Below are 13,823 nucleotides of genomic sequence, written 5' to 3' on the forward strand. Positions count from 1 at the left end.
TATTTTCTATCTTCTTTAAGATTTCTTATTTTTGCGAGACTCAAAATTGCCTATTCTATAACTGCAATTTTCAGTATAACTAACACTGAATAAATTTATATGAATACTTACAACGATTATCTTAAAGAAATTGAAGCTCGTAAACTTCAAGGATTACATCCAAAGCCTATTGATGGCGCAGAATTATTAAGCGAAATTATAGCACAAATAAAAGATGTAAATAACGAGCATAGAAAAGATTCTTTAAACTTTTTTATATATAACGTTTTACCAGGAACTACAAGTGCTGCACGTGTAAAAGCAGATTTTTTAAAAGAAATTATTTTAGGTGAAACCAAAGTAGAAGAAATTACTTCAGAATTTGCTTTCGAGCAATTATCTCACATGAAAGGAGGACCTTCTGTAGAAGTACTTTTAGATTTAGCTTTAGGTGAAGATAAAGCAATTGCTGAAGCTGCAGCTAAAGTATTAAAAACACAAGTATTTCTATACGAAGCAGATACTGAGCGTTTAGAACTAGCAATGAAAGCTGGTAACGCGATTGCTAAAGAGATAATCGAGAGCTATGCGCAAGCAGAATTTTTTACAAAACTTCCAGAAGTTCAAGAAGAAATTCAAGTAGTAACTTATGTTGCTGGTGTAGGAGATATTTCAACAGATTTATTATCACCTGGTGCAGATGCGCACTCAAGATCAGATCGTGAGTTACATGGTCAATCTATCTTTGAGCATAATAAAGATATGCAACAAGAAGTGTTAGCTTTAAAAAAGCAACATCCAGATAAGCGTATTATGCTTATTGCAGAAAAAGGAACAATGGGTGTAGGATCGTCTCGTATGTCTGGTGTAAATAACGTGGCATTATGGACAGGAATTCCTTCGTCACCTTATGTACCATTTATCAATATTGCACCTGTAATCGCTGGAACAAATGGTATTGCACCAATTTTCTTAACAACAGTTGGTGTAACAGGAGGAATTGGAATTGATCTTAAAAACTGGGTAAAACAAAAAGACGAAAACGGTAATACAGTTGTAGATGCAGATGGAGAACCAATTTTAAAAGAGGTATATTCTGTAAAAACTGGTACGGTTTTAACCATTAATACAAAAGAGAAAAAATTATATAACGGAGACCAAGAGCTTAAAGATATTTCTACAGCATTAACACCTCAAAAAATGGAGTTTATCAAAGCTGGTGGATCTTACGCTGTGGTTTTTGGTAAAAAATTACAAACCTTTGCTTGTAAAGCTTTAGGTATCGAAATTCCTCAAGTGTACGCAGCATCTAAAGAAATTACTGTAGAAAACCAAGGGTTAACAGCAGTAGAAAAAATCTTTAATAAAAACGCTGTTGGTACGACACCAGGAAAAACATTACACGCTGGATCTAACGTTCGTGTAGAAGTAAACATTGTAGGTTCTCAAGATACTACAGGTTTAATGACGTCTCAAGAATTAGAAATGATGGCAGCTACGGTAATTTCACCAATTGTAGATGCTGGTTACCAATCTGGTTGTCATACAGCTTCAGTTTGGGATGATAAATCAAAAGCTAACATTCCGCGTTTAATGAAGTTTATGAACGATTTCGGTTTAATTACTGGTCGTGACCCTAAAGGTCATTATCACGCAATGACAGACGTAATTCATAAAGTATTAAACGATATTACGGTAGATGATTGGGATATTATTATTGGTGGAGATTCGCACACACGTATGTCTAAAGGTGTTGCTTTTGGTGCCGATTCTGGTACTGTTGCATTAGCTTTAGCAACTGGTGAAGCAACAATGCCAATTCCAGAGTCTGTAAAAGTAACGTTTAAAGGTAACATGAGAAGCTTCATGGATTTCCGTGATGTAGTACATGCAACGCAACAACAAATGTTAAAGCAATTTGATGGCGAAAACGTGTTCCAAGGTCGTGTTATCGAAGTACACATTGGTACATTAACATCAGATCAAGCCTTTACATTTACAGATTGGACTGCAGAGATGAAAGCGAAAGCATCTATCTGTATTTCTGAAGAAGAAACGTTAATCGAATCTTTAGAAATTGCTAGAGATCGTATCCAAATCATGATTAAAAAAGGTATGGATAACGAAAAGCAAATGTTACAAGGTTTAGTAGACAAAGCAAACAGCAGAATTGAAGAGCTTAAATCTGGTTCTAAACCAGCATTAAAGCCAGATGCAGATGCTAAATATTATGCAGAAGTGGTTATCGATTTAGATGAAATCGCAGAACCAATGATTGCAGATCCAGATGTAAACAACGAAGATCCTTCAAGACGTTATACTCACGATACAATTCGTCCATTATCTTACTATGGCGGAACTAAAAAAGTAGATTTAGGTTTCGTTGGATCTTGTATGGTACATAAAGGTGATATGAAAATTTTAGCGCAAATGCTTAAAAATATCGAAGCTCAACACGGTAAAGTAGAATTTAAAGCACCATTAGTTGTAGCGCCACCAACATACAATATTGTTGATGAATTAAAAGCTGAAGGTGATTGGGAAGTATTACAAAAGTACTCAGGATTCGAGTTTAACGACGACGCACCAAAAGCAGCTGCACGTACTAAATACGAAAACATGTTGTATTTAGAACGTCCTGGTTGTAACCTTTGTATGGGTAACCAAGAAAAAGCTGAGCCTGGTGATACAGTAATGGCAACATCAACACGTTTATTCCAAGGTCGTGTTGTAAAAGATGCCGATGGTAAAAAAGGAGAATCATTATTATCATCAACTCCAGTTGTAGTATTATCAACTATTCTTGGTCGTACACCAACTATGGAAGAATACGAAGCTGCTGTAGATGGAATAGTATTAACCAAGTTTAAGCCATCTCAAAAGCAATTAGTAATGGCGTAATAGTCATAACAATATATATTCAGAAGCCCGAATTTTTAATTCGGGCTTTTTTTTTGCTTTTCAATTTAATGATGAAATTAAGTGGTAATTGGCATTATTAACCTTTTCTTATGATAAAAATGAAAGAATTTTATTAAATTAAAAATCTATAAAAATGATAGTATTTGGACTCAAATCATATCATTTTTTTTAATAAATTTAAGACAAACAAAAAAACAAAAACTTATGGCATTTGATATTGACATGATTAAAAAGGTATATAGCCAAATGGTAGAACGAGTAGACGCTGCTCGTGAAGTTGTAGGTAAACCTTTAACACTTTCTGAAAAGATTTTATACAATCACCTTTGGGACGGAACACCAAAAACAGCTTTCACAAGAGGTAAAGATTATGTAGATTTTGCACCAGATAGAATTGCTTGTCAAGACGCAACAGCACAAATGGCATTATTGCAATTTATGCAAGCAGGAAAAGATAAAGTTGCAGTGCCAACTACGGTGCATTGTGATCACTTAATTCAAGCTAAAGATGGTGCTGAAAAAGATTTAAAGCATGCAAACAATGTTAGTAAAGAGGTTTTTGAATTTTTAGAATCAGTTTCTAACAAATACGGTATTGGCTTCTGGAAACCAGGAGCGGGTATAATTCACCAAGTGGTATTAGAGAATTATGCGTTTCCTGGAGGAATGATGATTGGTACAGATTCTCATACCGTTAACGCTGGTGGATTAGGTATGGTAGCTATTGGTGTTGGTGGCGCAGATGCAGTAGATGTAATGGCTGGAATGGCTTGGGAACTTAAATTTCCTAAGTTAATAGGTGTTAAGTTAACAGGTAAATTGTCTGGTTGGACAGCACCAAAAGACGTTATTTTAAAAGTTGCTGAAATATTAACAGTAAAAGGTGGTACTGGCGCAATTGTAGAGTATTTTGGTCCTGGCGCAACATCTATGTCTTGTACAGGAAAAGGAACCATTTGTAATATGGGAGCAGAAATAGGAGCAACTACTTCTACTTTTGGTTATGACGATTCTATGGAGCGTTATTTACGTGCAACAGATAGATCTGATGTAGCAGACGCTGCAAATAAAGTTCGTGAATACTTAACAGCAGATCCTGAAGTATATGCTAATCCAGAACAATATTTTGATCAAGTAATTGAAATTAATTTATCTGAATTAAATCCATTATTAAACGGACCATTTACTCCAGATTTATCAACTCCAGCTGGTAAAGAAATGACTAAAAAAGCCACAGATAACGATTGGCCTTTACAAGTAGAATGGGGATTAATTGGTTCTTGTACAAATTCGTCTTACGAAGATTTATCAAGAGCGTCATCTATTGCGCAACAAGCATTAGATAAAAAGCTAAAAACTAAAGCAGAATTTGGTATCAATCCTGGTTCTGAGCAAGTAAGATATACTACAGAAAGAGATGGTATTTTAGAAATCTTTGAAAAATTAGATGCTACAATATTTACTAACGCTTGTGGACCTTGTATTGGTCAATGGGCTAGATATAGCGATCCTAAAAATGCACCAAAAAACAGTATAGTTCATTCGTTTAATAGAAACTTTGCTAAGCGTGCAGATGGTAACCCAAATACACATGCTTTTGTGGCGTCTCCAGAATTAACAGCAGCTATAGCAATTGCTGGTCGTTTGGATTTTAATCCAATGACAGATAAATTAATTAATGAAGATGGAGAAGAAGTGATGTTAGACGAACCAACTGGATGGGAATTACCACCAAAAGGTTTTGAAGTTAAAGAAAACGGTTATTTAGAACCAAGAGAAGATGGTAGTAGCGTTGTTGTTAAAGTTACCGAAGATTCTGAAAGATTACAATTATTAACACCATTTACACCAATAGGTGATTCAATAACAGGTGCTAAATTATTAATTAAAGCTTTTGGAAAATGTACCACAGACCATATTAGTATGGCTGGACCTTGGTTACGTTTTAGAGGTCACTTAGATAATATTTCTAACAACTGTTTAATTGGAGCAGTAAATGCTTACAATAAGAAAACTAACTTTGTTAAAAACCAATTAACTGGTGAATATGGTGGCGTACCAGATACACAACGCGAATACAAGAAAGAAGGTGTTTGGACGGTTGTAGTTGGTGATCATAATTACGGTGAAGGTTCTTCACGTGAGCATGCTGCGATGGAGCCAAGACACTTAGGTGTAGCTGCTGTAATTGTAAAATCTTTTGCACGTATACACGAAACAAACCTTAAAAAGCAAGGTATGTTAGGTTTAACGTTTGATAATGAAGCCGATTACGATCTAATACAAGAAGATGATACATTTAACTTCTTAGATTTAAATGAATTTGCACCTAATAAACCACTTCATATTGAAGTCGTACATTCAGACGGAAGTAAAGACACTATTAAAGTAAATCATACGTATAACGAAGCTCAAATAGAATGGTATAAAGCAGGTTCTGCTTTAAATTTAATTGCAGCTCAAAACGCATAGTTTATTAAATTAAATAATAAAAACTCCTGAATATTCAGGAGTTTTTTGTTTCATATATTTTAAAATGAAATCTATTAAACCAAAATTATCTTTAAGTAATATTCTGTTTGGGTTGTTTATTGTGTTAATGATAATTCCGCAATCAAGACAGTTTATACAAATTCAATTACAAAAAGGCTTGTCTGTATTTTCTCCTAGTATAGAAGCTGAAGATGAACGAATCCAGTTGAAAACCTTCCAATGGACTTTACAAGATGTTAACGGTAATATTTACGACTTTTCTTTAGCTAAAAACAAAGTAGTATTTATTAATTTTTGGGCAACTTGGTGTCCGCCATGTATTGCAGAAATGTCTGACTTAGATCAACTTTATAACGATTATAAAGATGAAGTTGAATTTTTATTCGTCACCAATGATGATAGTGAAAAAGTGAAAGCATTTTTGACTAAAAATGGTTATAGTTTAGAGGTATATTACCCAATGTCAAATCATCCAGATTTTGAAGTATCAAGTATACCACGCACTTTTTTAATTGATAAAAATGGTAAGATTGTTATTGATAAAACAGGAGTTGCTAATTGGAACGGAGATAAAGTTAGAGCAACTATAGATAAGCTTTTAAACGATTAAAGTGTTTTGAAAAAAGCTTTAATAAATCTGAAACTAAATAGCGACCACATAATTTTAATGTCTTCAAAAAGTGAAGACTCTTCATCTAAAAATTCAAACATGGTTGGTGTACTATTTTTACTGTAAAATTGTTTAAAGATCCATTCGCCTTTTTCATTATTATCTTTTAAAACTTGTAAAAATACTTTGTCGTAAAATTTATACTTGTTTTTAAAAAGTCCGTTTGTGGTTGGTTGATTGGATTTTATGTTTTTAATAATTTTTGCAACTCTTTTTTCTGTGAGTTTAAAAGAATATCCCGTTGAAGGTTTTACCCAACCGCCAGCTGTACCAATTTTAGTGATTTTGGATGTGTTAAACGATTGAAAATCAAAAGTTGTCATTGGTATTTGACCAACTTCAGTTTCAATAATATTATAATTATTAATGTTTAAATATTCTGAAATATATTGCTTTAAATAGTTGTCGTAATGATCATTCTTAACAGTGTTTTCTGTAAAATAAGTGAATTCGACTAACGCTTTATTTTTTGTATGCGGTAATACATACATAAAGGTTGTTTGATTATTATCTTTTAAACGATAATCCATCATTGTAAAGCTGTTTTCATTAAAAACATCGCTTTCAGCTTCTATAATCCAACCTTTAAAATGTTGTATTAAAGTTGTGGCTTTTTCATCTTTAAAAAACGCGTCAGGAATTCGACTATCAAAAACATGATTTGTCGTATAGTTGTTTGTTTTGGTAGTGACTTCAACTATATTTTTTTCTTTAACAGAAGTCACGGTTTCTACCAAAAATGTAATGTTGTCTTGCTGATTGAGTTGTGCTTTAGCTTCCGCATAAAAATCTATTGCGCGTATCGATTTATAAGTATAAGGTTTTAGGTTTAAGCTTATTTTTTGGTCTTCTGCGTAGATAGTTGCATGTTGCCAAGATTGGTAAGCTAGATGACTAAAAGTGCTATTGTTTTTTTCCCAAAAACTCCAAGTTTTATCATTTTCAGTTTTAGTAGAAGCGTCTATTAAAGCAATGGATTTGTAATTAAAATAAGAATCTTTGGCAAAAGCTAAGGCTAATTGAAGACCAGCTAAACCATTGCCAACTATGATATAATCATAATGTTTTTGAGACATTTAGTCTATTTTTTGAAATACTTAAATGGTACGACTAACATGCCAAAGTTTTCTCCATCTTCTTTACCAATATGCTTGTGATGTATTTTGTGTGCACGTCTAACACCACGTGCGTACCAATTATTGGCATTTCTAAACATTTTAAAGCGTTGATGGATAAAAATATCGTGTACTAAGAAGTAAGCTGCACCATAAGCCATAATACCTAATCCTATTGGTAATGTGTACCAAATATCTTCGTAACTCCATAAGTAAAAGCAAGTCATACTAACTATGGCATAAAAGATAAAAAAGGCATCATTACGCTCAAACCAGCTGTCGTGATCTTTTAGATGATGATCTTTATGAAGTGACCATAAAAATCCGTGCATGATGTATTTATGAGTAAACCATGCCATAAATTCCATTATAGAAAATGTGCCTAAAAAGATTAATATCCAATATATTGTTTTCATAGTCTATTATAATAAATTTAGCTGGTACTTTACAAAACTTCTAGTTAGTAATTCGGCTTTTTTGTAGTTAGGAACACGAATTCTTGTGTTTTTAATGTCTAAAGCAGGTGTAAGTTTAAGTTTTTTTAATAATTGCGAATAATATCTGTACGCTGTAAAGACACCAAATTTAGCTTCTATAGGTAGTAATCTTATTCCGTTTAAACCAGCTTTAAAATCATTTTCAATATCGTTAATTATAAATAATTTATCTTCTTCTGTAAGATTATTTAAATCTGTATTTGGGAAATAAGTACGATCTAAAGTCTCGTGATCTGCTTTTAAGTCTCTTAAAAAATTTACTTTTTGAAAAGCAGAACCTAACGACATAGCGCTATCTTTTAAGCTTTCAAATTGGTTTTGATCACCTTTAACAAATACCTTTAAACACATTAAACCAACTACATCTGCAGAGCCATAAATGTAATCTTTATATTCTTTATCTGTCGTGTACTTAACTTCAGAAAGGTCTAATCTCATGCTTTTCATAAACGCATCAACCATATGTTTTTCTATGTTATACTTGTGATATGTATGTTGAAACGCATTTAATATTGGGTTTAGACTAATTTTATTTTTTAGAGCTAATTCTAAATCGTTTTCAAAATTGTTAAATAATTCTTCTTTATTAAAATCGTGAAAAGAGTCTACAATCTCGTCTGCAAATCTTACAAAACCATAAATATTGTAAATATCTTGTCTTATAGATTTTGCTAGCATTTTTGTAGCCAAAGAAAAAGATGTGCTGTAAGCATTTGTTACTAGTTTGCTACAATTATTTGATACAGAATCGAATAAAGCTTTCATAATTATTGGTGGTTTTTAAGGATTAGCTCTGCTACTAATTTTCCAGATATTAACGCTGGCGGTACACCTGGACCAGGAACTGTTAATTGTCCTGTAAAGTAGAGATTATTAACTTTTTTACTTTTTAAATTAGGCCTTAAAAAGGCTGTTTGCAAAAGTGTATTTGCCATACCATACGCATTTCCTTTAAAAGAATTATAGTCTTTAATAAAGTCGTTTACACAAAAGCTATCTTTAAAGATAACATTATTTTTAATGCTTTGTTTGGTTAAGGCTTCAAATCTTGAAATTATAATATCGAAATATTGAGATCTAATTTCTGGTGTGTCTTCCAAGCCTGGTGCAATAGGAATTAAAAAGAAGGCATTCTCGCAACCTTCTGGCGCCATAGTTTGGTCTGAAACCGAAGGGAAGTTTGCGTAAAATAATGGTTGGTTAGGCCATTTAGGATTATCATAAATATCTTCAGCATGTGTTTCGAAATTAGTATCGAAAAACAAGTTGTGATGCGAGACATTTTTAAGTTTTTTATTTATCCCTAAATAAAATAATAGGGAAGAAGGTGCAAAGACTTTTTTATCCCAATATTTTTGTGAGTATTGTCTGTAATTTTCTGGTAAAAGTGTTTCGGTATGATGGTAATCTGCACCACTTATCAAAATATCAAAATGAATTTCTTTATCATTAACAGTTATAGCAGTTGCATTTTTATTAGATACAGATATGTTATTTACATTCGTATTAGTATGAATTTTAACACCTAAATCCTCTGCTATTTGTTGCATAGCTAGTATGATTTGATACATACCACCTTTAGGATGCCATGTTCCCAAACCAAAATCGGCATAATTCATAAAGTTGTAAAAAGAAGGTGTATTACTTGGTTTTGCACCTAAAAATAAAACCGGAAACTCTAATGTAGAAATTAATTTAGGGTTGTTAAATTTTTTTCTAACATCGTTGCTTATGGTTTTAAAAAACTGATCTAAGCGAACTATAGTGTCTTTTGTAACTAATTCTAATGGAGAAATTCCAGGTTTTAAAACAATTTTATTTATAGCTATATTATAATTGTCTGCAGCTTTATTTATAAATTTTTTAAGAGTAATAGAGCTACCATGTTCTATACGCTCAAATTCTTCACAAATCTTATCTAAAGAATCACCAATAGTTATGATGTCGTCACTGAAGAAAATTTTATAAGCAGGTGAAAGCTTGTCCAATTGATAAAAATCTGAAGTTGTTTTCCCAAAGTCGTTAAAAAACTTTTCGAAAATATCTGGCATCCAATACCAACTTGGGCCCATATCAAAAGTAAAACCGTCTTTTTTAAACTGTCTACAGCGTCCGCCAATACTTTCGTTTTTTTCAAAAACAGAAACATTATTCCCTTCTTTAGCTAAGTAGCAAGCTGCAGATAAGGCAGAAAATCCAGATCCTATTATGGCTATGTTTTTATTCATTTAATGTGTTCTATTAATGATTTTGTGGTTTGATGTAAATGGATCTTTTTGTCTGGCATAGAATTTAATCCTTCTGTTAGTTTACCAGATACATAAAATTCATTTTTAGTACCTTTTAATAATTTATCGTAGAATTCGTCTAAATATGAGAGCGTATTTTCTTTTTCAGGTTGTATTGTAAAACTCGAAACAAAACTTATTTTATTGTATTTAGAAATTAAGAAGACTAAGCTATCTATTGGTACAGATTGACCAAGGTAAATAGTGTGAAGTCCTCTTTTGGCTAGTTCAAAATTGGTATACATTATACCCAATTCGTGCATTTCATTTTCAGGTAAAAATATTACATACGTAGTTTCGTCTAAAGATGGAATAAAGTTTTTGTTAACTTCTTCTGTGTGTAGTAGTATCTTCTTTTTTATTAATTCAACAATAAAATGTTCGTGTGTTGGAGTAATTGTATCTGTTTGCCATAAGAGACCAACATGATTTAAAAGAGGAATAAAGACATCAAAGAATATTTCTCTGAATGACATTTCTTCAATTAATTTGTTGTATGTCTTGTGGAACAATCCTTGATCAAAATTTATCATTGCTAATTTTAATAGATTTATAGAATGATTATTTTGATCTTTACTTGCTGCGATTTCTTTAACAAGATTAGGGATTTCTGTCTCGCTAAGTTTTGCTATTTTAGATATTTTGTAACCATTATTGTTTAAAAAGCTAATATTTAAAATCTTTTGTAGACTTGATAAACTGTAATATCTAATATTAGTATCGGTTCTATTAGGCTGAAATAAATTGTAGCGCTTCTCCCATATTCTAATAGTATGCGCTTTTATCCCAGAAAGGTTTTCTAGGTCTTTAATGCTAAATTTTGTTTTAATACTGTTCATTGTTTAGCTAAAATAGTTAAACAAAATGATATTAAGAAAATTTAAGTCTTAATTTTTAGAAATAATTAACAAGTTTTAAAGTGCGCACGAGAAGACTCGAACTTCCACGACTTTTAAGTCACTAACCCCTCAAGCTAGCGCGTCTACCAATTCCGCCACGTGCGCTATAGAAAAATAAAGATAAAAAAAAAGTTAAGCTTTTAAGCTTAACTTTTTTTGTGACCGGGCTGGGGCTCGAACCCAGGACCCTCTCCTTAAAAGGGAGATGCTCTACCAACTGAGCTACCCGGTCATTGTTTGTTGTTTGCGGGTGCAAATATAAGAGCTTTTATTAATATTCCAACCCTAAATTGCATTTTTTTTTGTTTTTTTGTTGACTAAATAACTAATGGTTTTATAATCAGTGATTAACAAATAATAATGATTTTAGTTTTTTTAGGGTATATGGCTTCAGGAAAGTCTACTGTAGGTAAACATGTTGCGGAAATTTTAAATTATTCATTTATAGATTTGGATTTTTATATTGAAGAAAAAGAAAAAATGAAAGTAAAAGACATTTTTGAAACAAAAGGTGAAATTTACTTTAGAAAAATAGAGCATACTTATCTAAAAGATATTATAAATGAACAGAAAAATTGTGTTTTATCTTTAGGAGGAGGAACACCTTGTTTTTATGATTCAGTAGATTGGTTAAACACAATTAATAATGTTATAACAATTTATTTGAAAGCGAGTATAGATGTTATTACAACCAGATTAGTTAATGATACAATAAGACCATTAATTAGTCATTTAAAATCTAAAGAAGAAATTAAAGAGTTTATTGCTAAACATTTATTCGAGCGTTCTTTCTTTTATAATAAAGCTCAAATAAAATTAAATACTACTGATTTGAGCATTGAAGAAATAAGTGAAAAAATATTACTCGAATTATTCTAAGTAAGCTAACCAAGACTTATCGTTTAATTCGACTTGTACGTGTTCATGTAATGAGGTAGAAAGTGAAATTCCTTTAAAATCTGCTTTAACCGGGAATTTTTTATGATTTCTGTTCACTAAAACAGCTGTTTTAAACTGTTTTAAAGGCACTTCTAAAAAATGTTTTACACCATATATCAAAGTGCTCCCAGAATTTAAAACATCATCAATTAAAACTATGGATTTGTTTTTGTAATCATCTGATTTTAATGATGTGTTTATTGGATTTAATGGGTTCTTTTTATCAATTGTAACCTTGCAAATTATTGGTTTTATTGAAGAAATACTCTGTAGTTTAATTTTTAAATCTTCAGCTAAAGTATAACCATTTTTGTCTATACCAGCTAGAATAATTTCAGATTCATTAACATTAGCCTCGTAAATTTGATAGGCTATTCTTCTTAGTTTATTATCTATTTCAGAAGCGTTTAATATTACATTCTTATTGCTAGTCATTATTGTTGGTTTTTTAAATCTAAATCGTCTAAATCGCGTCTATCTTTTTTTGTAGGTCGTCCAGTTCCTTTTTTTCTATAGTAATCTTTAGCAAATTTAAGAAGTTCTTGAGTTTCAAAAGCAGATTTTGGGGTGTTATCAACACGATATATGTCAACTAACTTAGCTCCAACTCTGTTAGTTGGAATATCTAAAACAGTTAAAATATAATTTATTTGGTTTTTTCTAACTTCAATTTTATCTGTTGCATAAACTTCTCTACTTGGTTTTACAGTGTCTCCATTTACTTTAACATGCCCTTTTTTACAAGCTATAGAAGCCTGATTTCTTGTTTTAAAATACCTTACACACCATAAATACTTATCAATTCTCATACAAATTTTCTAAATTTGACGTTAACGTTATTGTGCAACATAGTATTAAAATGTATCTTGCCACCTCAAAAATAACAATATTGCATAAACCTTTTTAATATTAGTCTTTAATTTTAAAAAAGCAATCAAATTAAAATATATGAATTTTAGAAAAATTACTTTTTTAGCAGCTTTAGTTACTGTTTTCAATTTTTATTCTTGTAAAGATGATGAAGAAGTCGTTACGATTGAAGAACGAGATGAGACAGAAGTATATAATGAAGATATTTTAGAAATTGAAGAATTTTTATCTACACATACTTATAACTATCAAGATTTTGATTTTGATAATCCTTACACAATACAAAATGATAATTTTGAAATAGCGTTTGATACAATAAACGATACTAATCCTGATGCAATAGCGCTAATTGATAGACCAGAATTAGAATATAAAATTGTTGAGCAAAATGGTATAGATTATAAGCTTTACATATTAAAAATAAGAGAAGGCTTAGGTAATCAATTAAATTCATTAGATAGAGCTACAGTAAAATATAGAGGAGAAAATATTGAAGGAGAAGCATTTGATTTTAATATAAATCCAACAAATTTAAATTTAACAACAGCTGTAGATGCTTCAGGTTCTATCAATTATGGAGTAGTTAGAGGTTTTAGAGAAGGTTTAATTGAATTTAAAACAGCATCTGAATATAACGAAAATAACGACGGAACATTGAATATTAGAAACCATGGAATAGGTGTTATTTTTATACCATCTGGTTTAGGATACTTTTCAACTTTTGTAACAGGAATCGGTACATATAATCCAATAATATTTAAAGTAAATTTAATTGAAAGAATTTTTACAGATTTTGATAACGACAACATACCGTCTTATTTAGAGGATTTAGATAATGATTCAGATGGATATAATGATGATACAGATGAAGATGGAGTTGCAAACTTTGTAGATACAGATGATGATGGCGATGAAATTTTAACAGCAGACGAAGTTCAGCCAATGCAATATGACGAAGATTCAAGTATGAATCCGTTTACCACAAAAGCGGAAGCTCAAGATTATTATGATAACAATGCAGCTGCTAACGAAATTTTTGTTAAAATTGAATACCTTAGTAATGGTAACTATAGATTACATACTACAATTTTAACAGACACAGACAATGATGGAACTCCTGATTATTTAGATCCATCTAACTAAAAAAAAAG

General features: G+C 31.3%; 12 protein-coding genes and 2 tRNA genes. 5 read left to right on the forward strand and 9 right to left on the reverse strand.

All coding sequences use genetic code 11. The features are described from left to right. Positions 1 to 99 precede the first annotated feature (99 nt). The 3 genes from IFB02_RS10355 to IFB02_RS10365 all read left to right on the forward strand — a co-directional run bounded on the left by IFB02_RS10355 (position 100) and on the right by IFB02_RS10365 (position 6,004). Entirely contained in the window at positions 100 to 2,880 is a 2,781-nt protein-coding gene (locus IFB02_RS10355) for a bifunctional aconitate hydratase 2/2-methylisocitrate dehydratase (RefSeq protein ID WP_106687298.1), read from the forward strand. Between the two features lie 225 nt (positions 2,881 to 3,105). Continuing rightward, entirely contained in the window at positions 3,106 to 5,373 is a 2,268-nt protein-coding gene (locus tag IFB02_RS10360) for an aconitate hydratase (RefSeq protein WP_191072729.1), read from the forward strand. A gap of 64 nt (positions 5,374 to 5,437) precedes the next feature. After that, positions 5,438 to 6,004 carry a TlpA family protein disulfide reductase gene (locus IFB02_RS10365; protein WP_191072730.1) on the forward strand — a complete coding sequence of 189 codons (567 nt, stop codon included), beginning with the start codon at positions 5,438 to 5,440 and terminating at the stop codon, positions 6,002 to 6,004. Here IFB02_RS10365 and IFB02_RS10370 read toward each other — a convergent pair. The 7 genes from IFB02_RS10370 to IFB02_RS10400 all read right to left on the reverse strand — a co-directional run bounded on the left by IFB02_RS10370 (position 6,001) and on the right by IFB02_RS10400 (position 11,095). Beyond that, positions 6,001 to 7,140, reverse strand: coding sequence for a lycopene cyclase family protein (locus IFB02_RS10370; RefSeq protein ID WP_191072731.1), 1,140 nt, complete (start codon positions 7,138 to 7,140; stop codon positions 6,001 to 6,003). The genes IFB02_RS10365 and IFB02_RS10370 overlap by 4 nt on opposite strands. 5 nt (positions 7,141 to 7,145) lie before the next feature. Then, a complete protein-coding gene (locus IFB02_RS10375) occupies positions 7,146 to 7,595 on the reverse strand; it encodes a sterol desaturase family protein (protein ID WP_106687302.1) in 450 nt (149 codons plus the stop codon). Positions 7,596 to 7,601: 6 nt separating this feature from the next. Next, positions 7,602 to 8,441 carry a phytoene/squalene synthase family protein gene (locus IFB02_RS10380; RefSeq protein WP_191072732.1) on the reverse strand — a complete coding sequence of 280 codons (840 nt, stop codon included), beginning with the start codon at positions 8,439 to 8,441 and terminating at the stop codon, positions 7,602 to 7,604. Between the two features lie 2 nt (positions 8,442 to 8,443). Further along, positions 8,444 to 9,904, reverse strand: coding sequence for a phytoene desaturase family protein (locus tag IFB02_RS10385; protein WP_191072733.1), 1,461 nt, complete (start codon positions 9,902 to 9,904; stop codon positions 8,444 to 8,446). Further along, positions 9,901 to 10,803: a MerR family transcriptional regulator gene (locus IFB02_RS10390; RefSeq protein WP_106687305.1), complete on the reverse strand. Its 903-nt coding sequence runs from the start codon at positions 10,801 to 10,803 to the stop codon at positions 9,901 to 9,903. Before IFB02_RS10390 ends, IFB02_RS10385 begins: the two co-directional genes overlap by 4 nt. A gap of 81 nt (positions 10,804 to 10,884) precedes the next feature. Continuing rightward, positions 10,885 to 10,968, reverse strand: a tRNA-Leu gene (locus IFB02_RS10395). A 54-nt stretch (positions 10,969 to 11,022) separates the two neighbouring features. Then, positions 11,023 to 11,095, reverse strand: a tRNA-Lys gene (locus tag IFB02_RS10400). A 128-nt stretch (positions 11,096 to 11,223) separates the two neighbouring features. Between IFB02_RS10400 and IFB02_RS10405 the strand changes: the two genes are divergently transcribed. Beyond that, a complete protein-coding gene (locus IFB02_RS10405) occupies positions 11,224 to 11,742 on the forward strand; it encodes a shikimate kinase (protein WP_106687306.1) in 519 nt (172 codons plus the stop codon). Here the strand turns inward: IFB02_RS10405 and IFB02_RS10410 are convergent. After that, positions 11,734 to 12,237: a phosphoribosyltransferase family protein gene (locus tag IFB02_RS10410; RefSeq protein WP_106687307.1), complete on the reverse strand. Its 504-nt coding sequence runs from the start codon at positions 12,235 to 12,237 to the stop codon at positions 11,734 to 11,736. The two genes, IFB02_RS10405 and IFB02_RS10410, sit on opposite strands and share 9 nt — an antisense overlap. Then, positions 12,237 to 12,611: an RNA-binding S4 domain-containing protein gene (locus IFB02_RS10415; protein ID WP_106687308.1), complete on the reverse strand. Its 375-nt coding sequence runs from the start codon at positions 12,609 to 12,611 to the stop codon at positions 12,237 to 12,239. The genes IFB02_RS10410 and IFB02_RS10415 overlap by 1 nt, the downstream gene beginning before the upstream one ends. A 139-nt stretch (positions 12,612 to 12,750) precedes the next feature. On the opposite strand from IFB02_RS10415, the gene IFB02_RS10420 reads away from it, so the two are divergent. Next, positions 12,751 to 13,815, forward strand: a complete 1,065-nt coding sequence (locus IFB02_RS10420; protein ID WP_191072734.1) for an FKBP-type peptidyl-prolyl cis-trans isomerase — start codon at positions 12,751 to 12,753, stop codon at positions 13,813 to 13,815. The last annotated feature ends 8 nt before the right edge of the window (positions 13,816 to 13,823 follow it).

Origin of the sequence: Mesoflavibacter profundi, assembly GCF_014764305.1 — a bacterium.
GTDB classification, from domain to species: domain Bacteria; phylum Bacteroidota; class Bacteroidia; order Flavobacteriales; family Flavobacteriaceae; genus Mesoflavibacter; species Mesoflavibacter profundi.